The following is a 25916-nucleotide window of genomic DNA, read 5'->3' as shown; positions in this document are numbered from 1 at the left end:
GACGGGAGCGCACGCATGATCCGTTTGAAACGCGTCGGCAAGACCTATGAGCTGGGCGGGGAGACCATCCATGCCCTTTCACGGGTCAACTTCGACATACATTCCGGCGATTTTATTGCCATTGTGGGGCCGTCCGGTTCGGGCAAATCCACGCTCATGAATATCCTCGGGCTGCTTGATGTGCCTGATGAGGGCACGTATCTGCTCGACGGCCAAGACGTGGGCCAGCTGCCCGACAACCGTCTGGCCGCCATCCGCAACGAAAAGATTGGCTTCGTGTTCCAAAGCTTCAACCTGTTGGGCAAACTGACGGCGCTCGAAAACGTGAAGCTGCCGCTGGCCTACGCCGGCGTGCGCACGAAGGAGGCCGACGCTCGGGCGCGCACGCTGCTGGCGCAGGTGGGCCTCGAAGGCCACGAGCATCATCTGCCGAACCAGCTGTCCGGCGGCCAGCAGCAACGCGTGGCCATCGCGCGGGCGCTCGTGTGCAAGCCCGAGATCATCTTGGCTGATGAGCCTACCGGTGCGCTCGATTCGCGCACCGGCGTGGAAATCATGGAGCTGTTCAAGCGCCTGCACGCCGAGGGGCAAACCGTGGTGCTGATCACCCACAACCCGGAGCTCGCCGACGAGGCCGACCGTGTGATTCGCATCGCCGATGGCCTCGTGGAAGAAGTGGAAAGGGGTCATCATGCGGCTTAGCCACCTCGTGCGTACGGCAGTGCGCGCTGTGTTTCAAAACGGGCTGCGAACGGCGCTTACCATGCTGGGACTTATTATTGGTATCTCGTCGGTCATCATTTTGGTGGGCATCGGCGATGGCTCAAACCAGCAGGTGCAGGCCAAGATGAAAGAACTCGGCGGCGACGCGCTGTCGACCTACGTCTACCAGGGAAAACTGAGCTACGACGATCTGGCCGCCCTTGGCCAGTTGGAATCTCTCGACGGCGCGGCTCCGTCCAAGCTATTTTCCAAGAAGCTCTCGGCGGGCAAGGCGGTGTCCAACAAGGCGTTTATCGAGGCCACCGATGAGCACTATCTGCACGTGCGCAACCTGAAACTGCTCGCCGGGCGCAACCTCAGTGCCGTCGACCGCGAAAACAAAAGCAAGGTAATCGTGATTGGTACCGACGTGGCCACCGAACTCTTCGGCAGCACTGACATCGTGGGCCGCACGGTCAAGCTTGACGGCGACGAGTTCACCGTGGTGGGCGTGCTGCAAAACCAGGGTGAGTCCATGGGTCTGAACACCGGCAGCGTGGCGCTTGTGCCGTTCTCCACCGCGGTGGGCATGGGGGCGGGTGCCGACGTGGATTCGTTCTACGCGAAGGCGCGCGGCCAGGAGCGCATCGACGAGGCGAAGGCCGCCATCGGCTCCTACCTGGGCGGCGAGGCCGGCATCGCACCGGGCATGTTCGACGTCACCTCGCAAGACGAAATGCTGCGCGCCGGTAACGACATCGACGACACCATGACGCTGCTGCTGGCAGGCATCGCCGCCATCTCGCTCGTGGTGGCGGGCATCGGCGTGATGAACGTCATGCTGGTGTCGGTGACGGAGCGCACGCGCGAAATTGGCATCAAGAAGGCCCTCGGCGCGCGTCGCATGGACATCCTGGCGCAGTTCCTCCTGGAGGCGCTTATTATGAGCATCGTCGGCGGCGCGGTGGGTATCGGCGCCGGCATCGCGCTCGGCCTGCTGCTGAACACGGTGGGCCTCACGTTCGTCGTGTCGTGGAACGCTGTCTGGGCCGCCGTGGCCGCCAGCACCGCCATCGGCCTCGCCTTCGGCATCTTCCCCGCCCACCGAGCCTCCCGCAAAAACCCCATCGACGCGCTGCGGGCAGAGTAGGGGAAGCAACGCGCCCCCATCTTTCCATACCTACCAAGCACTCAAACAAAACGCCGCCCTCCAACAAAAAGGGCGGCGTTCTCTTAGTAAAGAAGCGCTCGTTTACTATGGTCGGTTGTTGCGCTCTAGTTTAATTCGAGGCAATGAGTTCGTTGTCGATAGCGCGTCGGACAAAGTCAGATCGTGTGCCGCCCTGCTGGCTGGTTACCCTCTTCATTGCTACTACGCGGGAGTGGGGTACCTTCACCACAATGGTGTCCATCTTTTCATCGTAGAGTTTTGGGCGCCCTTTGACAATTTCGCCGAACTCCATATGCGACCAGTTCTCGGACTCATACTCAGCAGCGCGCTCGTCCAGCTCTTCAGCTGTTATGCCAAACTTATTATGCACATCGTTGCTCATCGCTTACTCCTTCCCAGCCCAAGTTCCCTTTTAGCATTCTCCGTCGGGGGAGTATACGCATGGTAAATCAACCAATCGCCTTCCGCATTTCGTAGAGCCACCAACTCAAGAGATCGACCCTTAGAATCGTAGCCTATAGCCAAATACTCGTCGGGGTTCTTGTCCAGCCGTGCCCTACTACAAATACAGTGTTCCCACGCGTGCGCCGCGTCCTCTTTCGAGATTTCAGCGTGCCTTGCTGGCACTCTGTCGTCAACATAGACGATATTCACGTCGCCTCCCAGGATAGTTACAAAACAATATTACAAAAATATAATACCACCGTAAAATGTGTAATGTAAGAGTGTGATCACCGCCTCATCCATACCTTCACCAGGCTGTAACCACTCTACCTACATCTAACTCGGCTGGCTAAGAAAAGGTAAGAATATGGTGGCTTTGAGCTTGAAGATGCGATGGATGCGAAAATGTCGGGGTAATTTCTTTTGCTTTTCTATTCGTTGTGCTATTATATCCGTCGCTGCTTAACGCAGTACTTCGGGTTGTGGCTCAGCTTGGTAGAGCGCTGCGTTCGGGACGCAGAGGCCGCAGGTTCAAATCCTGTCAACCCGACCACGAATAATCAGGTCAGCCACACACGGCTGACCTTTTTTGTATCTTAATGGTTCAATTGGTAAGCCTTCGCGATTCGTGTCTTTTGTTTTTGTCAGCCCCGCGTTTTCGGGGGATTGAGGCTTGTTTTCCCGGTTCGGTAATGCTATTTTTGTTAGCGCTCCCGTCCAGGGGGCAATGGGGAATTCAGGTTCCACATTACGGAGCTGAAAGGGATGTAGCTTTTGAAGGGCATCCCTTTTTTGCATAGCAATATGCTACTCTGACAGGGTCAGAGTAGGCGGAGCGCTCAGACGGGGTTTGCTTCGCACGACAAGCTTGGAGGAATGTATGAAAATCCTGGGTATGGGCATGCCGGAGCTGCTTATCATCCTGGCGGTCATCCTGCTTATCTTCGGGCCGAAGAACCTCCCGAAGCTCGGTAGCGCCCTCGGCAAGACCGTGAAGAACCTGCGCGACGGCATGGGTGGCGGCGAGAAGGCCATCGAAGAAGCCGAGGATGAGGAAGAAATCGTCGAAGAGGTCGAGGAAGAGAAGCCTGTCCGCAAGACAGTTGCCAAGAAGACCACGACGGCCGCCAAGAAGAAGGCTGAATAGCTCGACGGTAGCGAACCGGTTCGCGGTGTGCGTCGACGGCTCGGCCGGGCGCACGCCGCTTTTTTGTATTCCTTCGGCACGACCGAAAAATCAGTTCAAAATAAAGTTAAGTCGCACGCTCAACAACCGGGCGTGCCTGTTGTATGTGGACGGGTGAGCACAATGGCAAGCGATAATTTCATCCTCACGCAAGAGGGTAAGGACAAGCTAGAGGAAGAGCTCCATTTCCTCGAGACGGAGAAGCGCGCCGAAATTGGCGAGCGCATCAAGGTGGCGCGCGAGTTCGGCGACATCTCGGAGAACTCCGAGTACGACGACGCGAAGAACGAGCAGGGCATGATGGAGGCGCGCATCGCCGAGATCAGCCGCATCCTGTCTGAGGCGACCGTGGTCAACACGCCGAAGCGCTCCAGTAAGGTGAACATCGGCTCCACGGTGACCGTGGACATGGGCGGCAAAGAGCGCGTGTTCACCATTGTGGGTGGCGCCGAGAGCGACGCCGCCGCTGGCAAGATTTCGAACGAGTCTCCGGTGGGCGCCGCGCTGCTGGGCCACAAGAAGGGCGACAAAGTGGAGACGACAGGCCCCACCGGCCGCGACATCTCCATGGTCATCGTCAAAATCGAGCACTAAGGCTCCCATTACGCCAACCTGCGAGTTTGAGGACAACCTATGAGCGATACCCCCGAGCAGACTGAGCACGTCATCGAAGACGACCCCATTGCGGTGCGCCGCGCTAAGCGTGAGGCGCTCATGGCGGCGGGTAAGGACCCGTACGGCCACGCGTTCAAGTATTCGCACCATCTGGCTGATCTGGCCGAACAGTATGCGAACCTGGAAGACGGCGCGTCCACCGAGGACGAAGTGCAGGTGGCGGGCCGTGTGATGGCCAAGCGCGACCAGGGCAAGCTGGCCTTCCTTGAGCTGCGCGACTCCACGGGCGACATGCAGCTGTTCTGTCGCATCAACGCGCTGGGCGAAGACGCCTTCGCGGAATTGAAAGCCCTCGACGTGGGCGACTGGATTGGCGTGCACGGCACCATGATGCGCACGAAGCGCGGACAGCTGTCCGTGGCTGTGACATCGTTTGAGCTGCTGAGCAAGTCGCTGCGCCCGCTGCCTGAGAAGTTCCACGGCCTAGCGGACAAAGAGACGCGCTATCGCCAGCGCTACGTCGACCTGGTCATGAACCCCGAGGTCAAAAACACCTTCGAGAAGCGCTTCAAGATTGTGGCGGCTATCCGTCGCTACATGGAGGACCAGGGCTTCTACGAGGTGGAAACGCCGTTTTTGCATCCCATTCTGGGCGGCGCGAACGCCAAGCCGTTCACGACGCACTTCAACGCGCTCGACCGCGACTACTTCCTGCGCATCGCCACCGAGTTGCCGCTCAAGCGCCTCTTGGTGGGTGGGTTTGAGAAGGTGTTCGAAATCGGCCGTCAGTTCCGCAACGAGGGCATGGACCCGTACCATAACCCCGAGTTCACCACGATGGAAGCCTACCAGGCGTTTTCCGACCTTGAGGGCATGATGGAGCTCACGCAGGGCTACATCCAGGCGGCGGCGCTGGCCGCCTGCGGAACGCTCCAGATCACCTACCAGGGGCAGGACATCGACCTGTCCGGCGAGTGGCCGCGCAAGTCCATGGCCGAACTGGCGAGCGCCGGCGCGGGCGAGGACGTCAGCTTCGAGCGCACGCGCGAGGAATTGGTGGCCATCCTGGAGAAGAACGGCGGCCACGCCGAGGACGCGTGGGGCAAGGGCAAGCTGATCGCCGAGATCTTCGAGGCCGTGGCCGAAGAGAAACTCATCCAACCCACGTTCGTGATTGACCACCCGCTTGAGGTGTCGCCGCTGGCCAAGAAGAAGGCGGGCGATCCGAACTTTACCGAGCGCTTCGAGCTGTTCATCTGCGGACATGAGTACGCCAACGCCTTCGGCGAGTTGAACGACCCGGTCGATCAGGCCGAGCGCTTCCAGGCGCAGGTGGATGCCAAGAACTCGGGCGACGATGAGGCCATGGGCTACGACGAAGACTACGTGCGCGCGCTTGAGTACGGCATGCCGCCTGCGGGCGGTGTGGGTGTGGGCATCGACCGCCTGGTCATGCTGCTCACCGACGCGCCGTCCATCCGCGATGTGCTGCTGTTCCCGCACATGCGCGACGAAGTCCCAGTGGGCGGGCGTTCGCGCCCGGCCGCGGCGGCTACTCCCGCAGCGGCGGCCGCTCCCGAGCCCATCGACTTCTCGAAGGTGGTCATCGAGCCCCTGTTCGAAGACGAGGTGGACTTCGACACGTTCAGCAAGTCGGACTTCCGCGCTGTGAAGGTGAAGGAGTGCATCGCCGTGCCGAAGAGCAAGAAACTGTTGCAGTTCACGCTCGACGACGGCACAGGCACCGACCGCACCATCCTCTCCGGCATCCACGCGTACTACGAGCCGGAAGAGCTGGTGGGCCGCACGCTTATCGCCATCACCAACTTGCCGCCGCGCAAGATGATGGGTGTGGACTCGTGCGGCATGATTATCAGTGCCATCCACGAGGAACCCGGCGAGAACGGCGAGCCCGAGGAGCGCCTCAACCTGCTCATGGTAGACGACCGCATCCCCGCAGGAGCGAAGCTGTACTAATATAAGTAGGTACGCAGCGTTATCCAGGAGGCTGTCCGTGCGTTGATGCCGGGCGGCCTCCTTGTACGTGAGGGCCCGAGGTTTCAGTTCCTCGTCAGAAATGAGCACGTTCGGTCTCATCCGGCCGCTCGTACGCGGGCTGGGGGAGGTCGTGATACGATGGTCGCCGTTGTAGCCAAGGGCTCAAGTTATGGAGCGAGCGTGTGCGGCCTGCTTTGCGTTGGCACTCTCTTGACGAGAGTGCTAGCATGTACCGTGAAACACAAGAAGCTCCGCGAGAATCGAGGCTTTACATGTCATTTGAAAAGTTCACCGACAAGGCGCGCAAAGTGCTTGTCCTTGCCCAGGACGAGGCTCGCTCGCTGCATCAGCCCTACGTGGGCACCGAACATATCCTGCTGGGACTCATCCAGGAGAAAGACGGCCTGGCCGCCCAGGCGCTCGACCGCCTGAACGTCAAGTACGACGGCGTGGTGCAAGCCATTCGCCAGGTGGTGGCCATCGACGAGGACACCGATGTGTCGGGTCACCTGTCGTTCACGCCCCGCGTGAAGCGCGTGCTGGAAAACAGCCTGCGCGAGGCCATGCAGATGGGTCAATCCTACATTTCCACCGAGCACTTGCTGCTCGGCATCGTGCGCGAAGGCGACGGCACGGCGCTTGAGGTACTCACGCGCCTGGGCGTGTCGGGCGACGACGTGCGCAGCGCGCTGAACGACCTCGTGGGTCAAAGCCCGGTCTACGCTGGTCGCAATGCATTCGATCAGAGCGCGCAGGGCTCCGACAGCGTGCTGAAGGAATTCGGCACCGACCTTACGAAGAAGGCGCGCGACGGCAAGCTGGACCCGGTCATCGGCCGCGCCGGCGAAATCGAGCGCGTCATGCAGGTGCTTTCGCGCCGCCAGAAGAACAACCCGCTGCTCATCGGCGAGCCGGGCGTCGGCAAAACAGCCGTGGTCGAAGGTTTGGCGCAGCTCATCGTGTCGAACCAGGTGCCCGACATTCTGCGCGACAAGCGCCTGTTCACGCTTGACGTGAGTGCGCTCGTGGCCGGGTCGAAGTACCGCGGCGAATTCGAAGAGCGCCTGAAGAAGTGCATCAAAGAGGTGCAGGACGCGGGCGACATTATCCTGTTCATCGACGAAATTCACACGCTCATCGGCGCGGGCTCGGCCGAGGGCTCCATCGACGCCGCCGCCATTTTGAAGCCGCCGCTGTCCCGCGGTGAGATTCAGGTCGTCGGCGCCACCACCATCGACGAGTACCGCAAGCACCTGGAGAAAGACTCCGCCCTTGAGCGCCGCTTCCAGCCCATCACTGTGGGCGAGCCGAACGAGGAACAGGCGCTGCGCATCATGGAGGGCCTGCGCGACCGCTACGAGGCGCACCACCAGGTGCACTTCACCGACGAGGCGCTGCAAGCGGCCGTGTTGCTGGCCAGCCGCTACATCCAGGATCGCTTCCTGCCCGACAAGGCCATCGACGTGCTTGACGAGGCGGGCGCGCGCATGCGCATTCGCAACATGACGCTGCCGAAGGAACTGCGTGACTTGGACGAGGAACTGCGCAAGCTGCGCGCCGAGAAAGACGGCGCCATCGCCGCCCAAGATTTCGAGCGCGCCGCCCAGTTGCGCGACGAGGAAGCCCAGCTCAAGGATAAGCGCGCCCAGGCCGAAAAGGACTGGGAGGAAAACGCCCAGAAAACCATCCAGCAGGTGACGGTGGAAGACATCGCGGATGTGGTGTCCATGACCACGGGCGTGCCCGTGTCGAACCTCACCGAGGCCGAAACCGAGAAGCTGCTGCGCATGGAATCGGTGCTGCACGAGCGTGTGATTGGCCAGGAAGAGGCCGTGACCGCGCTTTCGAAGGCCATCCGCCGCTCGCGCTCAGGCCTCAAGGATCCGAAGCGCCCGGCCGGTTCGTTCATCTTCCTGGGCCCCTCGGGCGTGGGTAAGACTGAACTCTCGAAAGCGCTTGCCGAGTTCCTGTTCAACTCCGAGGATGCGCTGCTCTCGTTCGACATGTCCGAGTACATGGAGAAGCACAGCGTGTCGCGCCTGGTGGGTTCGCCTCCGGGCTACGTGGGCTTCGACGAGGGCGGCCAGCTGACGAAGGCCGTGCGCCAGCGCCCCTACTCGGTGGTGCTGTTCGACGAGATTGAAAAGGCGCACCCCGACGTGTTCAACATCCTGCTCCAAATTCTGGAGGAGGGCCGCTTGACGGACGCGCAGGGTCGCACGGTTGACTTCCGCAACACGGTTATCATCATGACGTCGAACGTGGGCGCACGCGAGATCGCGCAGCCTTCGACGCTCGGCTTCTCCACCGACGACCACGCGGGCCTCTCCGACAAGGAGATCAAGAGCCGCGTCATGTCCGAGATGAAGAAGCTGTTCAGGCCCGAGTTCCTGAACCGTATCGACGAGATTATCGTGTTCAAGAGCCTGACCGAACAGCAGATCGGCGAAATTGTGAAACTCATGGTGGCCGATTTGCGCGAGCGCCTTATCGCGCAGAACATGTCCATCAATTTGACGGATGCGGCGTGCAAGCTCATTGCGAAGGAAGGCACCGATGCCACGTTCGGCGCCCGTCCGCTCCGCCGTGCCATCCAGCGCCTGCTGGAAGACCCGCTGTCCGAGGAAATTCTCGAGGGCAAGTGGGAGAGTGGCTCCATCATTGACGTGGATGCCGTGGACGGCGAGCTGGTGTTCACGCAGGGTTCGGGCGCTATCCCCGAGCCGCGCAAGCGCGATAGCATCGCGCGCGACGCTGAACTGCTGCTGACGAACTACGACCTCGGCCACGCCGGTGTCACCTCCGGAGGCGGCTCCGCCGCCGGTGGCGCTGCGGACTAACGCCGACTGACATTATAATGAAACGAGAGCGCGCGGCTTGCGAAGGCCGCGCGCTCTGTCATACTATGTGAAGACTAATGAACGACTGCGAGAGGGATTGCCATGCCCAAAACCATTGACCCTATCTTTTCGTCGGAGGTGCTGCGCGCGCCGGAGTTGACGAGTGATGATTTGGACTTGGATACCCTTGCGCAGTCGCTGCACGGGCTGAAGGGCGAAGTGGACAAGAACCCGCAGACGGCAGCCATCATTTTGGCTGGCGGAACGGGGGAGCGCTTCGGCAAAGAGGGCGGCAAGCAGCTGGTGGAAATTGCCGGCAAGCCCATTCTCACGTGGTCGGCTGAGGCGTTTGACGCGGTGGGCGACATCGGGCTCATTGTTATTGTGTGCCCTGAAGACCGCTGCGATGAGTATCTGAAGAAAGCCATCGACCCATTCCCGTTTGTGACGCCCGTGGTGGTGGCACCGAGCGGCCCGAGCCGTCAGGAGTCCGCGTTCTCCGGCCTGGAATTCGTGCCCGACGAGTACGAATACGTCATCCTGCACGATGGCGCGCGCCCGCTCATTTCACCCGAACTCATTGGGCATACCATTGCCACGCTGAAAGGCAACATCGACTGCGACGGCGCTGTGGTGGCGCATCCGGCCGTCGACACGCTTAAAGTGGTGGAGAATGGCGTGATCATGGGCACGCCCGACCGCCGTGTGTTCTGGAATGCCCAGACGCCGCAGGTGTTCCGTGCGGGCATCTACCGCCGCGCCCATGCCTCGGCGCTGTCGGACGGCTTTGTGGGCACCGACGACTCGTCGCTCATTGAGCGTTTGGGTGGCCGTGTGCTCGTAGTGGAAGGCAAGCGCGACAACATCAAGCTGACCGTCCCCGAAGACTACCTGATGCTCGCCGCCGCCGTGCGAGCCATTTACCTGAAAGACCTGGAGCAATAGCGTGCCACAGCTGCAAGCCGCGCGCTGATAGGGGAGAACCAGTGACCGATCTGACCGAAGCATTTTCCGCCCTCCGTATAGGCCAAGGGTATGACGTGCACGCGTTCGCTGAGGGGCGCAAGCTTATCCTGGGCGGCGTGGACATTCCGCACACGCGCGGGCTGCTGGGTCATTCGGATGCCGACGTGTTGGCGCACGCCATTTCCGACGCGCTTCTGGGCGGCATCCGCGGCGGCGACATCGGGAAGCTGTTCCCCGACACCGACCCCGCCTACAAGGACGCCGACTCCCTCAAACTTCTGTCCGCCGTGGCTGACAAGGTGCGCGCAGAAGGCTACACCATCCTGGACGTCGATTCCGTCATTGCTGCTCAGGCCCCCAAACTCTCGCCCTACCGCGACGCCATGCGCGAAAAACTGGCCGCCGCCATGGGCATTTCCGTCGAGAACGTGGGCGTGAAAGCCACCACCACCGAACACCTCGGCTTCGAAGGCCGCGAAGAAGGCATCTCCGCCACCGCCGTGTGTTTACTCTGTCGATGTTTCTAAGAGCCGGCTGCTCTGGATTGCGGCCGGCGTCAGACGCTGTGCTACAATTCTCCATCGACAGAGAGGGTTTTTGTGAACATTTTCAAAACTATTGGCGAGGATATTCAGGCTGTTAAGGAGCGCGATCCGGCGGCGCAGAACTCGTTCGTCATTTGGTTGACGTATCCGGGACTGCACGCGCGCTGGTCGCACGTGGTGGAGCATTGGCTGTGGAATCACGGTCTCAAAAGTCTTGCGCGCATATCGTCCCAGTTCACCCGCTGGATGACGGGCGTTGAAATCCACCCGGCGGCGCAGATTGGGCGACGCTTCTTCATCGACCACGCCATGGGCGTTATCATTGGCGAAACCACCATCATCGGCGACGATTGCACGCTCTATCAGGGCGTCACACTGGGTGGCACCGGCCACGAAATTGGTAAGCGCCACCCCACGCTGGAAAACAACGTGCTGGTGGGCGTGGGCGCATCGGTGTTGGGCAACATCACCATCGGCGAAAACTCCAAGGTGGGAGGCGGCGCTGTGGTGGTGAAGGACGTACCGCCGAACTCCACGGTGGTGGGCATCCCGGGGCACATTGTCATGCGCGACGGCAAGCGCGTGGAGCGCGAGGCCAAGGACGCCGCGAAGCACCGCGAGAACCTGCCCGATCCCATTGAAGAGCAGTGCGAGAACCTCTGCGAGCGCATCCAAGCGCTCGAAAAGAAACTAGAAGAGCTTGAGAAGCAGGAGAAGCGCTCATGATTAGACTCTACGACACCAAGGTGCGCGAAAAGGTTGACCTCGAAACGCTCGAGCGCGGCAAGGTGGGCATGTACGTGTGCGGCCCCACCGTGTACAACCGCATTCACATTGGCAACGCGCGCACGTTCATCTCGTTCGACGTGATTCGCCGCTACCTCATGTGGCGCGGCTTTGACGTGACGTTTGTGCAGAACGTCACCGACGTGGACGACAAGATTATCAACAAGGCGAACGAAGAGGGACGCGATGCCGCCGAGGTGGCTGCCGAATACACCGCAGCGTTTATCGAAGATATGCGTGCCGCGGGCGTGCTCGACCCCGATGTGCGCCCGAAAGCCACCGAGGAAATCCCCGCGATGATTGAGCTCATTCAGGAACTCATCGACGGTGGGCACGCCTATGACGTGGACGGTGACGTGTACTTCGCCGTGCGCTCGTATGCGGCCTATGGCGAACTGTCCGGTCGCAACGTGGATGAGATGGAAAGCGGCCACCGCGAGCTGCGTGCCGACGGCAAGGGTGTGGAAGATCGCAAGCGCGACCCGCTCGACTTCGCGCTGTGGAAGGCCGCTAAGCCTGGTGAGCCCGCGTGGGAATCGCCCTGGGGAATGGGGCGTCCGGGCTGGCACATCGAGTGCTCTGCCATGTCGCGCAAGTACCTGGGTCTGCCGTTCGACATCCACGGCGGCGGGGCCGACCTGGTGTTTCCGCACCACGAGAACGAACGCGCACAGAGCGAGGCGGCGTGCGGCTGCACGTTCGCGAACCACTGGATGCACGGCGGCATGCTGCAAATCAACTCCGAAAAGATGAGCAAATCGCTCGGGAACTTCAAGCTGCTGCACGACGTGCTGGAGGTGACCGACCCGGCTGTGCTGCGCTTCCTCATGCTGCAGACGCACTACCGCAGCCCGCTCGACTTCTCCGACGAACGCCTGGCTGAGGCAGGTGCGGCGCTTGGGCGCATCAAAAACGCCGTGAAGAACCTCGACTGGCTGCTGGAAAATGCCGCGGACATTCCTTCGCCGCTTGACGTGCGCGCGCTCATGGAGCGCACCCGCGCGGTGAAGATGGGCTTCATCCTGGCCATGGATGACGACTTCAACACCTGCAAGGCGTTGGGCGAGGTGTTTGATTTCATCGCTGACGTGAACGCGCAGACCGCGGGCAAGACCGTGTCCATCACCGACGTGCCGGCGCTGCGCGACGCGCGCGGGGTGATTGTGGAGCTGCTGGGCGTGTTTGGCATCGACGTGGCGGCTCCTGAAGCGGGCTGCGGGGAAGGCGACGATGGCTACCCCGCTGAGGTGGTTAACCTGGCAGCTGAGCTGGCCGGCTACGAGGGCTGCAACACGACCGAGGCCGTGGAAGCGCTCTTGGCCGCCCGCACCGAAGCCCGCGCCGCCAAAGACTGGGGCCGCGCCGACGCCGTCCGCGACGGCCTCACTGACCTGGGCTTCGTCATTGAAGACACCCCGCAGGGCCCCCGAGTCACGCTGGCCTAACCATGACCACTTCTGCTGACAACCGCACCATTCCTGAACTGCTGGCGCCTGCGGGTGGGCGAGGGCAGTTGGAGGCGGCGGTGCGGTTTGGGGCGGATGCGGTGTACTTTGCGTGCGACCGCTTTGGGCTGCGCCAGCGGGCGACGAACTTTGCGCTTGATGAGGTGCCTGCGGCGGTGGCCTGCGCGCATGCTGCGGGCGCACGTGCGTATGTGACGCTAAACGCGCTCATGGATGCCGATGACCTCGTCGCGCTCCCTGCGTACCTGGAAGCCCTCGCGGCCGCCGGCGTGGATGCCTTCATCGTGAGCGACCTCGGCGCGTTCTCGCTCGCGCGAAAGCACGCGCCGGGCGTGCATCTGCACGTGAGCACGCAGGCGGGCGTCTGCAACGCGGAAGCGGCCCGCATGTGGCATGAGCTGGGCGCAAGCCGCGTAGTGTGTGCCCGCGAGATGAGCGTGGAAGACATCGCCCGCATGCGCGCTGATGCCCCGCGTGAGTTGGAGCTGGAGGCGTTCGTACACGGTGCCATGTGCATGGCTGTGTCGGGCCGCTGCCTCATCAGCTCGGCCATGACCGGGCGCTCCGGCAACAAAGGTTACTGTGCGCAGCCGTGCCGCTGGAGCTATGCGCTGGTGGAAGAGCAGCGCCCCGGCGAGTTCTACCCCATTGAAGAGGACGTGCGCGGCACCTACGTCATGAACGCGCAGGACCTCAACATGCTTGCGCACCTGGACGATCTCGCGGCGGCCGGCATCACGTCCTTCAAGATTGAGGGCCGCAACAAGAAGGCGTTCTACGTGGCCACGGTGGTGCACGCCTACCGCGCCGTGCTCGACGGTGCCGACCCCGCCGAGGTTGCGCCCGAGCTGCTCACCGTCTCGCACCGCCCGTATTCCACCGGCTTCTACTACGGGCGCGCCACCCAGACGCCCGAGCGCGACGGCTACGTGAAGGAGTGCCTGCACGCCGCCACTGTGGAAGAGGTGGGCGAACGCACGATTGTCACCTGCTACAACCGCTTCAGCGAAGGTGACGAACTGGAAGTGCTCGCGCCGCATCGCCCTGTCACGCGCGTGCGGGTGCGCAACCTCGCGTGGCTTCCCGAAAAAGGCGTGCCCACGCCGGTGCCTGTCGCGAACCGTTCGGCTGAACGCTACTGCTTCGACCCAGAAGCCTGCGACACCACGAGCGCCGCCGCCGCCACGCCCCACGCGCCCCTCGCCCCCGGCGACCTTCTGCGCATGCGCATCGGCTAATCGCGCCCCTCATCGCTTACAACTATGCTTCTGATCTGCGCCGAAGCGATTCAGGACTGCCAGACTCCCGTAACGGGTTTCGCCTGCGCGCAGCGCTACACTGAGGCACCTACCTAGTAAGAAAGCGAGGTGCATCATGCCTAATCATGCCTATCATGCAACAGCGGCCCCCGGCGTTGTCCAGCGGGCTCGCAACACGCACACCGGGCGCAAGCTTGAGCGCGGCGGCTATCTCACGCCTGAAACGGTGACCATGTGGATTGTCTACGCGCTCACGCTTATTGGCAACGCGGTCATAGAAGGAGGTCAGCTGGGCGGTAACACGTCGGCCACCGTGGCCTACGGCGTGTTCACGTGGTTCACGCCGGCCGGCTACGTGTTCTCCATCTGGTCGGTCATCTATATTGCCATGATTGTGTGGCTGGTGGCGTACACGCGCCAGGCCCCGGCGCGGCCGAAGCGGTTCACGCCCACGTCGGTGCTGTTCATTGCCAGCTGCGTGCTGAACGTGCTCTGGCTGGCGCTTTGGTACTTTGAGCTGGTGGGAATCTCCTTCATCGTCATTCTGGCCGAGTGGGCCACGCTGGCGGCGCTCTACATGAACGTGCGCCGCACGGCCACCTCGGGCGCCGGCTGGATTCCCGTGTCGCTCTACACCGCGTGGGTGACCGTGGCCACGCTGGCGAACATGGCCATCCTCATTACGCGCGTGCTTGACGGCGGCGTGCCGTTCCTGAACGGGCTGTCGGTGATAGCACTCACGGCTGGCGTGCTGGTGCTGGGCTACATCATGAAGAAGACCTATCAGGATAACTTCTTCCAGATTGTGTTTCTGTGGGCGCTCATCGGTGTGGGCGTGAACGTGGCGCCGGCCTCGGGATTCGTGTCCGGCCTCGTGTTTGTGCTGTGCATCGTGGGCGCGGTGTTTACGTGGGCTCCCATCGGGAAGCTTCGCCAGGCGGTGGGGCGCTAACGCGTTCGGTGAGTAAATGGTGTGCGCCCGGGTTCCGGTTTGCCGGGCCCCGGGCGCTTCCGTATAATGACCCGCATGAGAACCGTATGTGACATCTATGACCAGGCTCGCGCGACGGGACGGCAACCCCTGTCGTTCGAGATATTCCCGCCCAAGGGCGACCTCACGCTGGAAACGGCGCACGAAGTGGCCGCTGAACTAGCCATGCTGCTGCCCGACTTCGTGAGCGTGACGTATTCGGCCGGCGGCAGCGGCAACAAGCGCGCCACGGCCGACGTGGCCGCAATGATCCACGACGACTTCGACGTGCCCACCGTGGCGCATCTCACCTGCGCGGGCGCCACGGAGGACTCGCTCGCGGCGGCGCTCGACGACCTCAAGCACAAGGGCGTGACGAACGTGCTCGCGCTGCGCGGCGACCGCGTGCCGGGGACGGAGCCTGACGCAGGGCCGTTCCGTTTCGCGAAAGACCTCATCATGCGGTTGGCTGACGAGGGGTTTTGCGTGGGTGCGGCGGCGTATCCGGAGGGGCACATCGAGTGTACCAACTTCAAGGCGTCGGTTGCACACCTCAAGCAGAAGCAGGACGCGGGCGCGCGGTTCTTCGTGACGCAGCTGTTCTTCGAAAACGAGTACTACTACCGCTTCCGCGAGGCAGCCGATAAGGCGGGCATCACGGTTCCCATCGCGTGCGGCATCATGCCGTTTCTCGGGAAAGCACAGATCGAGCGCATGGTGTTCATGTGCGGTGCCTCGCTGCCATCTCCCATTATCAAGCTGTTGGCGAAGTACGAGGACGACCCCGCGGCCCTGCGTGCGGCCGGCATTGAATATGCGTGCGCGCAGCTGGTGGAGTTGCAGGCGCATGGCGTGGACGGCCTGCACGTGTACACGATGAACCAGCCCGACATTGCGCGCGCCTGCGCGTCGGCCCTGCGCGCTTCGTGGAAGCAGGGCGCGGCTGCGGCTGGCTCCGACGAGGCGGTTTCTTAATGGCGCCTGATGGGCGTTTGCGCGTCGACCGCGCCGAGGCGCTGCGCTACCTGGGCTACAGCGGCCAGGAACTCGACGTTGACCTGGCGGGCCGCTTCGACGAAGCTGTGGAAGCGTGCGAACGCGAACTGCACCCGCGCTGCGTGCATGCCGTGTTTCCCCTTGATTCTGAACGCTCCAACGAGTGCCGTGTGGTGTTAGCGGGTTGCGGCCTGGTGCTTGAGGGGCGTGACATCGCGCGCCACTTAGAGGGTGCGCGTGATGTGGCGCTCATGGCGTGCACGCTGGGGGTTGAAAGCGAGCGCGCGCTGCGTCAGCGCGCGGCGATAAGCCCCACGGACGCGCTCATGTACGGAGCCGCCGCGTCGTCGCTGGTGGAGGCCGCGGCCGACGCAGAGGAAGCCCGCATTGTGGAAGAGGCTGTCGCGCGCGGCCTGCGCACGAACTTCCGCTACAGCCCCGGCTACGGCGACCTGCCGCTTGACGTGCAGCCCGCGTTTCTCGACGCGCTCGACGCGCCGCGCCGCATCGGTTTGGTGTGCACGGAGGGGAACTTGCTCGTGCCCACGAAAAGCATCACGGCGGTGGTGGGCCTGTTCGAAGGCGAGCCGCCGAACGCCTCGGTGCGTTCGGGGTGTGCGTCGTGCGCGCTACGGGAGGCGTGCACGCTCAGAGGTCAAGGAAGGACCTGTCATGGATAATTCGTCTACCTGCCCACACGCCGCCACGCCGAACGCGAGCGCGCCCGAGGGGCAGCTGCCCGACCCCCTTGCTGGCCTGCGCATCGCTGACGCGCATTTGGAGCGCGTGTTGCGCGGCCAGGACTTTCTCGTGCAGGACGGCGCCATGGGAACGCTGCTGCAAGCCCAGGGCCTCACGGCGCACGGCGAATTGCCCGACCTGCTGAACTTCAGCGACCCGGAAGCCATCACGGCCATCCATGCAAGCTACGTGGCTGCCGGCGCGGAGATGATCACCACCAACACGTTCAGCGCGAACGCGCACAAGTTGGCGGGCCGCACCTCGGTGGCTGACGTGTATCGCGCGGCCGCCGCCAACGCGCGCGCGGCGGGCGCCCGCTACGTGGCGGGGGGACTCGGGCCCATCGGCGCGCTTTTGGAGCCGCTTGGCACGCTCTCGTTCGAAGAGGCGTATGAAGTGTTCGCTGAACAGGTGCGCGCGGTAGTGGACGCGGGCTGCGATATCGTGCTCATTGAAACTATGACCGACCTGCGCGAGGCCAAGGCGGCGGTACTGGCGGCTAAGGAGCACTCTGACCTGCCCGTATTCGCTTCCCTTACCTTTGGCGAGGATGGCCGCACGTTTTTGGGCACGTCGCCTACCGTGGCGGCGGCCACGCTTTCGGCGCTCGGCGTGAATGTGGTGGGCGTGAACTGCTCGCTCGGGCCGGAAGAGTTGGAACCGGTGGCGCACGAGCTTCTGCGCTTCGCCCGCTGTCCTGTAGTGGTGCGGCCGAATGCAGGCCTGCCGCGCCTCGTGGATGGTCGCACGGTGTACGACGTGGAACCGGCTGCGTTTGCCGAGGTTATGAGCCGCATTATTGATGCGGGTGTGAGCGTAGTGGGCGGCTGCTGCGGCACTACGCCCGCCTTCGTGGAAGAACTTGCGAAGTTGGTGGCGGGCCGTACGCCCGTGCCACGCGCGATGCCGGATGCCTTCGTGGTCACGAGCGCGCAGGAGGCGGTCGTGCTGCCGCAGGGCTCGTCGGACGTGGTCGTGGTGGGGGAGCGCATCAATCCCACGGGCAAGCCGAAGTTGCGCGCCGCGCTCAAGGCGGGCGACTACGACCACCTGGTGGGCGAGGCGGTGGCGCAGCAAGAAGCCGGCGCCGGCATTTTGGATGTAAACGTGGGGCTGCCGGAACTCGACGAGCCCGCCGCGCTTGCAGAGGCTATCGAGCGGTTGCAGGCCACGGTCACGCTACCGCTGCAAATTGACTCAAGCGACCCCGCGGCCGTGGAAGCCGCCGTGCGCTGCTACGCCGGCAAGCCGCTCGTGAACTCCGTGAACGCGAAACGCTCCAGCTTGGAGGCCGTGTTGCCCCTCGTGAAGAAGTACGGCTGCGCCGTGGTGGGCCTCACGCTTGATGAGGACGGCATCCCGCCCACCGCCGAGGGACGCCTGCGCGCGGCCGAGCGCATTGTGGCCGCCGCGGAGGCGCAGGGCATTCCGCGCGCGGACATCGTCATCGACTGCCTGGTGATGGCCGCCGCCACCAACCAGGACGAGGTGCGCGAAACGCTGCGCGCCGTGCGCCTCGTGAAGGAACGCCTCGGTGTGCGCACGGAGCTGGGCGTGTCGAATGTGAGTTTCGGCCTGCCACAACGCGGCCTGGTGAACGCAACATTTTTGGCCGCCGCCCTGGCCTCGGGCCTCGACCTGCCCATCCTGAACCCGCTTTCCGCCCGCTACCGCGACACAGTTGCCACCTGGCAGGTGTTGAGCGGTCAGGACGCAGGCTCCGCCGCCTTCGTCGAACACTACGCCACCGCCCCCGACCCCTACGCGGCACCAGCCGCTTCCCCCTCCGCCAGCCCGAGCGAGCGCAGCGCGGAGTCGAAGGATCCCGTGCGGTGCGACAGCGCCCCCGCGCCCGCAGCCAGCGCCGACCCCTTCCCCCTCCCGACCGCGCTCGCCGACGCGGCGGACGACGTGCGCGCAATGGTGCACCTCATCCTCACCGGCCGCAAGGCTCCCATGACGGCCGCCACCGAGCGCCTTCTGGCGAACCACGACCCGCTCGACCTCATCGACGGCGTGTTCATCCCCGCGCTCGACGTGGTGGGGGAGCGCTTCGACAGCGGCGCGTTCTTCTTGCCCCAGCTCATGGCTTCGGCCGAGGCGGTCAAGGCCGGCTTCGACGTGGTGCGCGCCCGCATGGGCGACGCCGCGCCTATCGACAACGACAAAGCCATCGTGCTTGCCACCGTGCAGGGCGACATCCACGACATCGGCAAGAACATCGTGCGCATGCTGCTGGAAAACTACGGCTACCGCGTGATAGACCTCGGGCGCGATGTGGCCCCTGAACAGGTGGTACAGGCGGTGCGCGAACACAGCGTGCGCCTTGTGGGCCTCTCGGCGCTCATGACCACCACGGTGCGGGCCATGGAGCGCACCGTGCAGCTGCTGCACGAGCAGGTGCCGGATGTGCGCGTGTTTGTGGGCGGTGCCGTGCTCACCTCCGAGTATGCGCACGAAATTGGGGCGGACTACTACGGCAAGGACGCCGCCGAGGCCGCGCGCATCGCCGAGCGGTTCTTCGCCACGCGCGCGTAAAGCACCAAAAAGGCCGCCGTTCGCCACAAAAACACGCCGCCGCGCTCAACTTTCTCCCGCTTTTCGCAGAAGGTTGGCATCGTTCTGGTTTTCCGGGTGCATCGCGGGGTAGTTCTTGCTATGATAGGCGACAAGGTTAAGCCCAAGGAAAGGGGTCCGCTATGGGAACGAAAGCAGCGGAGGCACTCGACGTATCCTTCGAGGAGCTGCCGGTCTACCTGCACGCCAAGCACTCGGTGTACATGGAAGTCGGTGGCAAAACGTACTACCTCACCGATGTGAACGACCGATACTGGCGCGCGCAGGACACGGAGACGTTCAATGACAAGGGCCATTACGTTGATGCCAGCGAACTGGTCCCGACGGTGAGCGAGTTCTTGGCGCTTCCCTTCGCGGATGGCAAATCGATCACCGACGTGTTCGACGAAGCCACGTTCTACGCATCTGAAAAGGCGGAATAGCAACAAAACGGGCGGTCGCAAATGCGGCCGCCCGTTGTTTATACCTGCGCGCTGTGGCGTGCGCGGCCGTTACGCTGGGCGGATAACCAGTTCCTGAATGAGGCTGTTATCCAGGCTGCACGCGCCGTCGTTGCAGTTCTCCACCTGGGCAAGCGCGTGAATCACTGTGCCGTTGTAGTCGGCGTAGAAGTTGACGGTGCGCTCGTTCACCACGCGCGGATCCAGCATGCCGAAACCGCCGAACGTGAACTTGTTGTGGAAGAACATCTCAATGGCGTTGCGGCCGTACAGAAACGAGTTCTGGCGCTTGACCACCGACGGGCAGTAATCGAACAGGCGGCATTCCTCGGTGAAGCACGCGGCCAGCGCCTTGTGATCTTTGGCCTGCATCGCGGCGACGAAATCGTTGATAACCATGGCTGCCTCCTAGTAAACTTTCTCGGAATTGAGCAGGGCGTCGGTGCCGCCGTCCACGAACAGGACCACGCCGTTCAGGCCGCTGGCCTCGTGCGATGCGACGAACGCCATGACGTTCGCAATCTCAATGGGGTCCATAAGCGGCTCTTCGCCGAAGTGCGTGGGCACGGGAATAGCTTCCATGGCGGCGCGCTGTTCAGGCAGCATGTTCGCCGTCATGGCGGTGCGCACGTTGCCGGGCGCGACGGCGTTCAGGCGCACACCGCGCGAACCCCAGTCCGGACTCATGCGGCGCACCCAGCGGGCGAGCGCGTACTTGGTGGAGGCGTAGTATACATGCCCGATGGCGGGGTCGACGTCTTTCACCAGCTCAAGGATGCGATCTTCGTCGGGGGAGTTGTTTAGCATGCCGGCTACGTCCATGCGTGCCGCGCCCTGCGCGATGGAGTTCGACGAGGTGACCACGCAGCTGCCGCCCTTTTTCTCCAGGAGGTCGAACGCGCCGCGCGCCATTTCGGTGGCGCCGAAGTAGTTCAGCGAGATGATGAGCGAGATGGGCACCTTGCCGCCCGACACGCCGGCGTTGCAGATCATGGCGTCAATGCCGTCGGGGTAGCGCTCGTGCAGTTCGGCAAGCGCGCCGGCGCGGCCTTCTTTGGTGGCGAGGTTCGCGTTGATATCGCCGTCGTGCAGGTCGATGTTGACCACTTCGTGGCCTCGCTCGCGCAGGATTTCGGCCGTCTTCGCGCCGATGCCGCTTGACGCGCCGGTGATGACGTAGATGCCCATGCGGTCCTTCCTTTCGTGCGGGATCCCCGAGGGGCGGTCCCGACAGCTTATTGAGACACGTTACTATTACCGAGAAAATAATAGCATGGACGGCTGCCGTTGTAAGGTCGCCCGGGCCAGCGGTAGGCGAACCGTCACGCACGGCACACGCCCATCGGCAGGCGGCGGGGCGATGTGTGGGGCTGAATTCTGGGTGGTTTCATTGACAAACAAATGTTCGTATGATAGAGTACTATGATACTAAATACTACACGTGGAAGGGAGGCCGCCCATGACGATGCGCGACCCGGAACAGACCATCGGGAATCTCATTGATCACCAGAACACTTCGTTCATCGGGGCGGTGGATGCGGACGGCTTTCCCGAGATCAAGGCTATGCTGCCACCGCGCGAGCGCGAGGGTATTCGCACGTTCTATTTCACGACAAACACCTCGTCTATGCGCGTTGCGCACTACCGGGCGCATCCCCAGGCGTGTATCTACTTCGTTGACCGCCGCTTCTTCCGCGGTGTCATGCTGAAAGGCACCATGGAGGTGCTCGAGGATGCTGCCACAAAAGAACGCATCTGGCGCGAAGGCGACACTACCTACTACTCGCTCGGCATCACCGACCCCGACTACTGCGTCCTCCGCTTCACCGCCCAAACCGGCCGCTACTACACCAACTTCAACTCCGAGGACTTTGCGGTGGAGTGAGGTAGGCTTGACAACCTCTGCGAGAGAGGACTTCTGCCGTACCGAGATCTCTCATACGCATGCCCCCTGAAACCTGCATGACGCCCAATTCGAGATGACACAACCAGCAAGATCTTTCATGTTTTGTCATTTCGAACAGGAAATCGTGCCTGGTTGGGGCACACGCGTGTGAGAAATCTCGTCACGAGTCAAGCCCCCTTGCGTGCCTGGTTGGCAGCCCGGCGCGCAAGGGGGGAGCGGCGTGCTACTTGCGGTTTTGTTCGCGGTAGCGTTCGAGGGCTTTGTCGTAGCTGCCGGCAGTTTTCTTGAAGTAGATGCCGTAGCCTATGGTAGCCAGCGCGAAGATAGCGACGAACTCAAGTAAGAACGACACGACCACTTCTATTTCGTGAGGAAACCAGCCGCCGAACCAGCCACAGGCAAACAGCATGGCAGCGGCCGTGATAGCGAACCCGGTAAGGCGCAGTGGATACGCCAGCTTCTTGATGATGAAGCCGCTGAACCACAGGCCTTGCAAGAAGGCGAGCCCCGCACACGCAATAAGCAGCGTCAGTGAAATGGTGAGGCCCTGCGTGTCGGCTCCGGAGAGGTTCGCGAAGTAATAGCCCATAGGCAGGCTCGCCAGCATGAAGATGGTGAAGAGGACGCAGGTGGTGAGGGCAAAGCGCTTGATGAACGTTTTCATAGGATGCTCCTTTGAGGAAAGGACGGAGAGGGGATGGTGAGGTAAGTGGACGCTATAAGCCCAGCTTGCGCTTGATATGCGGCGCATACTGGCGCGAGACAATAACGCTTTCGCCGTTGCTCAGCACCAACTGGAGCCGCGCGCCCGGCGCAGGCCGGATGGCTTTCACGTGGTCGAAGTTCACAAGCAGCTGCTTTGAGGCGCGTACAAACTCGGTGCCGGCCAGCTTGTCCTCCAGCTCATAGAGACGGAGCGGCGTTTGGTACACCGCGCTTTTCGTGTAGAGAAACGTGCGGCCATCAACCGTTTCGGCATAGCACACATCCTTGATATCAAGGCGGTACGTCGCGCCGTCGTGCTCGCCGGTGAGCACGCGGTCGAACGCGCTCAAGTTGGCGACAATGTGCTGCACGCGCTCGTCGATGCGCGGTGCGGTGATGCTCACTTCCACGTCGTCAAGCGTGGGGTCTTCGTTAATGGTTACATGCATGATGATGCCTTCAGGTTGAAGTGGGCAGATGAGTTGGCCAACGCAACCAGTATGGCGAACACCCGCACTCCCGCGCAACCCCGCACGCCCCCAGTTGCACCCGCAGCCACCCAAGTTGCACGCAGCACCCAGCGTATCGCTCCCGATAGCAGCAGCCGTTATGTGCTACTATGCGTGTGCGAAGATGAAAACACGGCCCGGTTGGTAGTCCGGGCGCGAAGCCGCTGGCGCATGCGTGCGCCGTTGGTTTCGTCAGTAACCTGCCTCCTTGGTTGTCCGTTCTTCGTGTCACATCGACATAAAGGAGGACAATCATGCAGGTCATCACCTCGTCTACGCTGACCGTGCTACACGACGGCCAATTTTGGGTCGGCATTTGTGAGCACCGAGAAGCCGAGCGCTACGGGGCATGTCGCGTCGTCTTCGGCGCAACCGAGCCCACCGACACCGAAATTCAGGAGTTCGTGCTGCGCCACTGGGCAAGCCTCAACTTCGCCCTCATGCTTAACGACACAGACGGGGCTCATCTCGCGGTTCTTGCGCATGCGAACCCCAAGCGCCGCCAACGCGAAGCGCGCAAACAGGTGGAACAGGCAGGTGTTGGCACCAAAGCCCAGCAAGCCATGAGTGCTGCCTACGAAGCCCACAAAGATGAGCGCAAGCAAGCATCCCGCGAAGCCCGCCAAGAAGAAATTGCCCGCCGCTTCGCCCTCAAACAACAAAAACGCAAACAAAAACACCGCGGCCGCTAGAGGGTCTAGTCCAGTTCGGTGATAGTAAACAGAGGCGCAGTAAGGCGCGGGTCGTCTTCAGGTTGCCCCTGAGCTTCCCAGCGTTTAAGAAGCGTCCATTCGAAATCGTCGATGGGGGCTATGCGATAGCGCTTTTCGGCAGCGCTGCCGTCAGAAAACGTTGCTTGTACGATGAGAGTTGCTTGTTCCAATTTGTGTGCAGCATCAACTTCAGCGTAGAAAAGATTCTTTGTGGAAGCTTTCTCCCGTTCGGAAGGATTTTCAAATTGAGCCCAATTGGCCTGGTCGCGCGCGATATCTTCCGCTTCGAGTGCGCGCAGTTCTTCGTCGATAGCGGCACGCTCGTCTGCGTCGGCGTTTTCGGCACGGTCATGCAGTTCGCTCCTCCGCTCTTGGGAAGCTCGCTCTTCGGGTGGTGCGACGTTAACGTTTATGAGCGGGAACGAATCTTCGGGATGTTGGTTATGGTAGTCGACGGTGAACTCTTGAGATAGTTCGGCTTTATCGTGTGCCCACGTTCCGACATCTGTCTTGCGAAGGGAGTACACTTCGAAGCATACATCCTCCCCGTCCAGCTTGTAGGTGACTGTTTCGATGTTGTCGCCAACGGTCGTGAGGTTGACTGCATACAAGATGGTTAAAACGTTGAAGCCACCCATACCGCCATGCGGCACGATGCCTGATTCGTCAGTGGCGATGGCAACGGCTTGTCCCGGCTCGTCGGCGTTGGCATAAAGAGCCAGGCCAAACGTGTCGGCGAGCGAGCTGTACTGTGTGTGGGATGTAAGGACCGGGGCAACCAGAATGGCACCTATAACCAAGCATGCCGCTGCCAGTCCAGCACCGAGTTTCGCTAAGAGGGGAACAGGCTGACGTCGCGCTGTGGTGTGAGATCGTCGCGTGACTGAGGGTCGTGTCGCTCGGAATGGTGTCTTGTCGCGGGATGCTTCTTCGCGTCGCAGCTGGGCGACACGAAGAAGCACGTCGTCTTGCAAGTGGGCGGGTGGTTCTTCCTGTTCCATCATCTGGCGGTAGCGTTCAGCGTCGGTCATGGTTGACACCTCCTTGCAAGGTGGTTTTCAAGTGCGTGCGTGCTCGTTGTAGGCGCGTGCGCACTGTGGAGGGATTGAGGTTCAGCAGCCGGGCAATTTCTTCGCCCGAATAGCCTTCGTAATAGAACAGGTGGATGAGCGGACGCATGGACTCGGGAAGCGTCTCGACAGCTTCCCAGAGGTCGTTGGTATGTTCGTGCGGCGTGCGGTCGGGCGGCTGGATGGGCTCGGCGGGAAGCTCGTCGAGGCCGACCGTAGGCCTACGTTTTGCCGATCGGGCCAGGTCGTGACACCGGTTCGTCGTCACGCGAAGCAGCCACGCTTTCAGGTGCTCGGCGTTATGAAACCGCGTGGTGTCTTGGGCGAGCCTGATGAATACATCCTGGTAGACATCCTCCGCGTCGGCACGCGACCCGGTGTGCACGAGCGCCAATCGGTACACCGAGCCACCCCACGTCTCCATGGCCTTCCTCAGGAACGCATCCGACCTGAGCGGCCGCCCCCTCCGTTGATCTTCCTCCACCAACTCACCTCCTACCCCACAAACGCCGCACAACTTCCCAATGTCTCACGTAGTTTAAAAAGATACGAGAAAAGAAGAATATAAGCCACATCCGTATCTGATGCGAAGGGCGCTTGTCCTGTTGAGGGGAGAATCTATGGTGGCGGCGGATAAGAAATTAGCCAAGCCAAAGGCTGGGTCTCATAGGGGCCGCGCGGGGTTAAGTGTGACGCGCTTACGCGCTACTAATTACGCCAAGAGGTTAATGCGCTCCCAATCATTATGACGAGGGCATACTGTTGTGAATAAACATTACTTATTTGGTAATCTTCGTAGGGGCGCTTCACGAAGCGCCCTCTCCGCCGAAGGCGGAGAATTCAACCGTGACCTGCATTTTCACGCTTTGCGCGAAAGGGCGGTTCGTGAGACGTTCCTGCCTCCAACTTATCTATCGGTATCACTTTCTGATCAATTAACCCGCGTCATAAAACGAGGGTAGGGGAGGGTCTTCTGGCGTAATAGCTAGCGCGTAAGCGCGTCACTGTTTGTGGAGAAAATATGGAGGCGCGCAAATTTTTGGAATGTCTCAAGTTGTCGGGTGGGGAATATGATCTACCTGCGGGAATGGGAAATTGCTGGCTTGGTTTTGCTGGCGGTGGGGAAGATAGCGGACACTGCACATTCCAAAATCGCGTGCTACTATGCCGGATATATGCCGCATGTTAGCGACGGACCGGGAAACGATGTCGCGCGGCATAGAACGGGAAGAAGCACTACTAAAGGACAAGGATAACCATGCGAAACCGAATGTCACGGTACGGCAGAACAGTTTGCGTACTCGCGCTGTC

At 61.9% G+C, this 25916-nt stretch carries 25 protein-coding genes and 1 tRNA gene; 19 read left to right on the top strand and 7 right to left on the bottom strand.

Annotated elements, in window-relative coordinates:
* Window positions 1-15: 15 nt before the first annotated feature.
* Window positions 16-702, top strand: coding sequence for an ABC transporter ATP-binding protein (locus QNJ86_RS08055; protein WP_283832094.1), 687 nt, complete (start codon window positions 16-18; stop codon window positions 700-702).
* Window positions 692-1852: an ABC transporter permease gene (locus QNJ86_RS08050; protein WP_283832093.1), complete on the top strand. Its 1161-nt coding sequence runs from the start codon at window positions 692-694 to the stop codon at window positions 1850-1852. The genes QNJ86_RS08055 and QNJ86_RS08050 overlap by 11 nt, the downstream gene beginning before the upstream one ends.
* Window positions 1853-1982: 130 nt before the next feature.
* Here the strand turns inward: QNJ86_RS08050 and QNJ86_RS08045 are convergent, their stop codons facing one another.
* Window positions 1983-2255, bottom strand: coding sequence for a toxin-antitoxin system antitoxin subunit (locus QNJ86_RS08045; protein WP_283832092.1), 273 nt, complete (start codon window positions 2253-2255; stop codon window positions 1983-1985).
* Window positions 2256-2793: 538 nt separating this feature from the next.
* Between QNJ86_RS08045 and QNJ86_RS08040 the strand changes: the two genes are divergently transcribed.
* The 15 genes from QNJ86_RS08040 (at window position 2794) to QNJ86_RS07970 (ending at window position 19684) form a co-directional block, all read left to right on the top strand.
* A tRNA-Pro gene (locus QNJ86_RS08040) sits at window positions 2794-2870 on the top strand.
* Window positions 2871-3197: 327 nt separating this feature from the next.
* Window positions 3198-3464: a twin-arginine translocase TatA/TatE family subunit gene (gene tatA, locus QNJ86_RS08035; protein WP_283832091.1), complete on the top strand. Its 267-nt coding sequence runs from the start codon at window positions 3198-3200 to the stop codon at window positions 3462-3464.
* A 162-nt stretch (window positions 3465-3626) separates the two neighbouring features.
* Window positions 3627-4097, top strand: coding sequence for a transcription elongation factor GreA (greA, locus tag QNJ86_RS08030; RefSeq protein WP_283832090.1), 471 nt, complete (start codon window positions 3627-3629; stop codon window positions 4095-4097).
* Between the two features lie 39 nt (window positions 4098-4136).
* Window positions 4137-6095, top strand: a complete 1959-nt coding sequence (gene lysS, locus QNJ86_RS08025) for a lysine--tRNA ligase (RefSeq protein ID WP_283832089.1) — start codon at window positions 4137-4139, stop codon at window positions 6093-6095.
* Between the two features lie 293 nt (window positions 6096-6388).
* A complete protein-coding gene (locus QNJ86_RS08020; RefSeq protein ID WP_283832088.1) occupies window positions 6389-8956 on the top strand; it encodes an ATP-dependent Clp protease ATP-binding subunit in 2568 nt (855 codons plus the stop codon).
* A 102-nt stretch (window positions 8957-9058) separates the two neighbouring features.
* Window positions 9059-9901: a 2-C-methyl-D-erythritol 4-phosphate cytidylyltransferase gene (ispD, locus tag QNJ86_RS08015; RefSeq protein WP_283832087.1), complete on the top strand. Its 843-nt coding sequence runs from the start codon at window positions 9059-9061 to the stop codon at window positions 9899-9901.
* Between the two features lie 41 nt (window positions 9902-9942).
* Entirely contained in the window at window positions 9943-10449 is a 507-nt protein-coding gene (ispF, locus tag QNJ86_RS08010; protein ID WP_420052765.1) for a 2-C-methyl-D-erythritol 2,4-cyclodiphosphate synthase, read from the top strand.
* A gap of 72 nt (window positions 10450-10521) precedes the next feature.
* A complete protein-coding gene (cysE, locus tag QNJ86_RS08005; RefSeq protein ID WP_347278120.1) occupies window positions 10522-11193 on the top strand; it encodes a serine O-acetyltransferase in 672 nt (223 codons plus the stop codon).
* Window positions 11190-12698 carry a cysteine--tRNA ligase gene (gene cysS, locus QNJ86_RS08000; RefSeq protein WP_283832086.1) on the top strand — a complete coding sequence of 503 codons (1509 nt, stop codon included), beginning with the start codon at window positions 11190-11192 and terminating at the stop codon, window positions 12696-12698. The genes cysE and cysS overlap by 4 nt, the downstream gene beginning before the upstream one ends.
* A 2-nt stretch (window positions 12699-12700) precedes the next feature.
* Window positions 12701-13957, top strand: a complete 1257-nt coding sequence (locus QNJ86_RS07995) for a peptidase U32 family protein (RefSeq protein ID WP_283832085.1) — start codon at window positions 12701-12703, stop codon at window positions 13955-13957.
* A 136-nt stretch (window positions 13958-14093) separates the two neighbouring features.
* Window positions 14094-14930 carry a tryptophan-rich sensory protein gene (locus tag QNJ86_RS07990; protein WP_283832084.1) on the top strand — a complete coding sequence of 279 codons (837 nt, stop codon included), beginning with the start codon at window positions 14094-14096 and terminating at the stop codon, window positions 14928-14930.
* A 75-nt stretch (window positions 14931-15005) separates the two neighbouring features.
* Window positions 15006-15923: a methylenetetrahydrofolate reductase gene (locus QNJ86_RS07985; protein ID WP_283832083.1), complete on the top strand. Its 918-nt coding sequence runs from the start codon at window positions 15006-15008 to the stop codon at window positions 15921-15923.
* Window positions 15923-16624, top strand: a complete 702-nt coding sequence (locus QNJ86_RS07980; protein WP_283832082.1) for a vitamin B12 dependent methionine synthase — start codon at window positions 15923-15925, stop codon at window positions 16622-16624. The genes QNJ86_RS07985 and QNJ86_RS07980 overlap by 1 nt, the downstream gene beginning before the upstream one ends.
* Window positions 16617-19223 carry a homocysteine S-methyltransferase family protein gene (locus QNJ86_RS07975; RefSeq protein ID WP_283832081.1) on the top strand — a complete coding sequence of 869 codons (2607 nt, stop codon included), beginning with the start codon at window positions 16617-16619 and terminating at the stop codon, window positions 19221-19223. Before QNJ86_RS07980 ends, QNJ86_RS07975 begins: the two co-directional genes overlap by 8 nt.
* Before the next feature lie 161 nt (window positions 19224-19384).
* Window positions 19385-19684, top strand: coding sequence for a CDP-alcohol phosphatidyltransferase (locus QNJ86_RS07970; RefSeq protein WP_283832080.1), 300 nt, complete (start codon window positions 19385-19387; stop codon window positions 19682-19684).
* Window positions 19685-19753: 69 nt separating this feature from the next.
* Here the strand turns inward: QNJ86_RS07970 and QNJ86_RS07965 are convergent, their stop codons facing one another.
* Together QNJ86_RS07965 and QNJ86_RS07960 are read right to left on the bottom strand one after the other, a co-directional pair.
* The gene (locus QNJ86_RS07965) at window positions 19754-20101 is read right to left on the bottom strand and encodes a Cif family virulence factor (RefSeq protein WP_283832079.1); all 348 of its coding nucleotides are present in this window, start codon (window positions 20099-20101) and stop codon (window positions 19754-19756) included.
* Window positions 20102-20110: 9 nt separating this feature from the next.
* Window positions 20111-20890 (bottom strand): SDR family oxidoreductase, encoded by a 780-nt coding sequence (locus tag QNJ86_RS07960; protein WP_283832078.1) that lies wholly within the window; start codon window positions 20888-20890, stop codon window positions 20111-20113.
* Between the two features lie 271 nt (window positions 20891-21161).
* On the opposite strand from QNJ86_RS07960, the gene QNJ86_RS07955 reads away from it, so the two are divergent.
* Window positions 21162-21587, top strand: a complete 426-nt coding sequence (locus tag QNJ86_RS07955) for a pyridoxamine 5'-phosphate oxidase family protein (RefSeq protein ID WP_283832077.1) — start codon at window positions 21162-21164, stop codon at window positions 21585-21587.
* Between the two features lie 244 nt (window positions 21588-21831).
* Here the strand turns inward: QNJ86_RS07955 and QNJ86_RS07950 are convergent, their stop codons facing one another.
* Entirely contained in the window at window positions 21832-22272 is a 441-nt protein-coding gene (locus QNJ86_RS07950; protein WP_283832076.1) for a DUF3021 family protein, read from the bottom strand.
* Window positions 22273-22324: 52 nt separating this feature from the next.
* A complete protein-coding gene (locus QNJ86_RS07945) occupies window positions 22325-22762 on the bottom strand; it encodes a LytTR family DNA-binding domain-containing protein (protein WP_283832075.1) in 438 nt (145 codons plus the stop codon).
* Between the two features lie 314 nt (window positions 22763-23076).
* Here QNJ86_RS07945 and QNJ86_RS07940 point away from each other — a divergent pair, with 314 nt between their 5' ends.
* A complete protein-coding gene (locus tag QNJ86_RS07940) occupies window positions 23077-23514 on the top strand; it encodes a YjdF family protein (RefSeq protein WP_283832074.1) in 438 nt (145 codons plus the stop codon).
* Between the two features lie 5 nt (window positions 23515-23519).
* Here the strand turns inward: QNJ86_RS07940 and QNJ86_RS07935 are convergent, their stop codons facing one another.
* On the bottom strand, window positions 23520-24566 hold the full coding sequence (locus QNJ86_RS07935; protein WP_283832073.1) for a hypothetical protein: 1047 nt from the start codon (window positions 24564-24566) through the stop codon (window positions 23520-23522).
* Complete coding sequence (locus QNJ86_RS07930) at window positions 24553-25029, bottom strand: RNA polymerase sigma factor (protein WP_283832072.1); 477 nt, start codon at window positions 25027-25029, stop codon at window positions 24553-24555. Before QNJ86_RS07930 ends, QNJ86_RS07935 begins: the two co-directional genes overlap by 14 nt.
* Between the last annotated feature and the right edge of the window lie 887 nt (window positions 25030-25916).

The organism is Gordonibacter faecis, from assembly GCF_030077735.1.
In the GTDB taxonomy this organism is placed as follows: domain Bacteria; phylum Actinomycetota; class Coriobacteriia; order Coriobacteriales; family Eggerthellaceae; genus Gordonibacter; species Gordonibacter faecis.
The sequence above is the reverse complement of the archived record's forward strand: the minus strand, read 5'-3'. Positions and strand labels throughout refer to the sequence as shown.

Bases quoted from the DNA above. Each gene is read 5' to 3' on its own strand.
- QNJ86_RS08055 (WP_283832094.1), top strand. From the start codon at position 16: ATGATCCGTTTGAAACGCGTCGGCAAGACCTATGAGCTGGGCGGGGAG.
- QNJ86_RS08050 (WP_283832093.1), top strand. From the start codon at position 692: ATGCGGCTTAGCCACCTCGTGCGTACGGCAGTGCGCGCTGTGTTTCAA.
- QNJ86_RS08045 (WP_283832092.1), bottom strand. From the start codon at position 2,255: ATGAGCAACGATGTGCATAATAAGTTTGGCATAACAGCTGAAGAGCTG.
- tatA (WP_283832091.1), top strand. From the start codon at position 3,198: ATGAAAATCCTGGGTATGGGCATGCCGGAGCTGCTTATCATCCTGGCG.
- greA (WP_283832090.1), top strand. From the start codon at position 3,627: ATGGCAAGCGATAATTTCATCCTCACGCAAGAGGGTAAGGACAAGCTA.
- lysS (WP_283832089.1), top strand. From the start codon at position 4,137: ATGAGCGATACCCCCGAGCAGACTGAGCACGTCATCGAAGACGACCCC.
- QNJ86_RS08020 (WP_283832088.1), top strand. From the start codon at position 6,389: ATGTCATTTGAAAAGTTCACCGACAAGGCGCGCAAAGTGCTTGTCCTT.
- ispD (WP_283832087.1), top strand. From the start codon at position 9,059: ATGCCCAAAACCATTGACCCTATCTTTTCGTCGGAGGTGCTGCGCGCG.
- cysS (WP_283832086.1), top strand. From the start codon at position 11,190: ATGATTAGACTCTACGACACCAAGGTGCGCGAAAAGGTTGACCTCGAA.
- QNJ86_RS07995 (WP_283832085.1), top strand. From the start codon at position 12,701: ATGACCACTTCTGCTGACAACCGCACCATTCCTGAACTGCTGGCGCCT.
- QNJ86_RS07990 (WP_283832084.1), top strand. From the start codon at position 14,094: ATGCCTAATCATGCCTATCATGCAACAGCGGCCCCCGGCGTTGTCCAG.
- QNJ86_RS07985 (WP_283832083.1), top strand. From the start codon at position 15,006: ATGAGAACCGTATGTGACATCTATGACCAGGCTCGCGCGACGGGACGG.
- QNJ86_RS07980 (WP_283832082.1), top strand. From the start codon at position 15,923: ATGGCGCCTGATGGGCGTTTGCGCGTCGACCGCGCCGAGGCGCTGCGC.
- QNJ86_RS07975 (WP_283832081.1), top strand. From the start codon at position 16,617: ATGGATAATTCGTCTACCTGCCCACACGCCGCCACGCCGAACGCGAGC.
- QNJ86_RS07970 (WP_283832080.1), top strand. From the start codon at position 19,385: ATGGGAACGAAAGCAGCGGAGGCACTCGACGTATCCTTCGAGGAGCTG.
- QNJ86_RS07965 (WP_283832079.1), bottom strand. From the start codon at position 20,101: ATGGTTATCAACGATTTCGTCGCCGCGATGCAGGCCAAAGATCACAAG.
- QNJ86_RS07960 (WP_283832078.1), bottom strand. From the start codon at position 20,890: ATGGGCATCTACGTCATCACCGGCGCGTCAAGCGGCATCGGCGCGAAG.
- QNJ86_RS07955 (WP_283832077.1), top strand. From the start codon at position 21,162: ATGACGATGCGCGACCCGGAACAGACCATCGGGAATCTCATTGATCAC.
- QNJ86_RS07950 (WP_283832076.1), bottom strand. From the start codon at position 22,272: ATGAAAACGTTCATCAAGCGCTTTGCCCTCACCACCTGCGTCCTCTTC.
- QNJ86_RS07945 (WP_283832075.1), bottom strand. From the start codon at position 22,762: ATGCATGTAACCATTAACGAAGACCCCACGCTTGACGACGTGGAAGTG.
- QNJ86_RS07940 (WP_283832074.1), top strand. From the start codon at position 23,077: ATGCAGGTCATCACCTCGTCTACGCTGACCGTGCTACACGACGGCCAA.
- QNJ86_RS07935 (WP_283832073.1), bottom strand. From the start codon at position 24,566: ATGACCGACGCTGAACGCTACCGCCAGATGATGGAACAGGAAGAACCA.
- QNJ86_RS07930 (WP_283832072.1), bottom strand. From the start codon at position 25,029: ATGGAGACGTGGGGTGGCTCGGTGTACCGATTGGCGCTCGTGCACACC.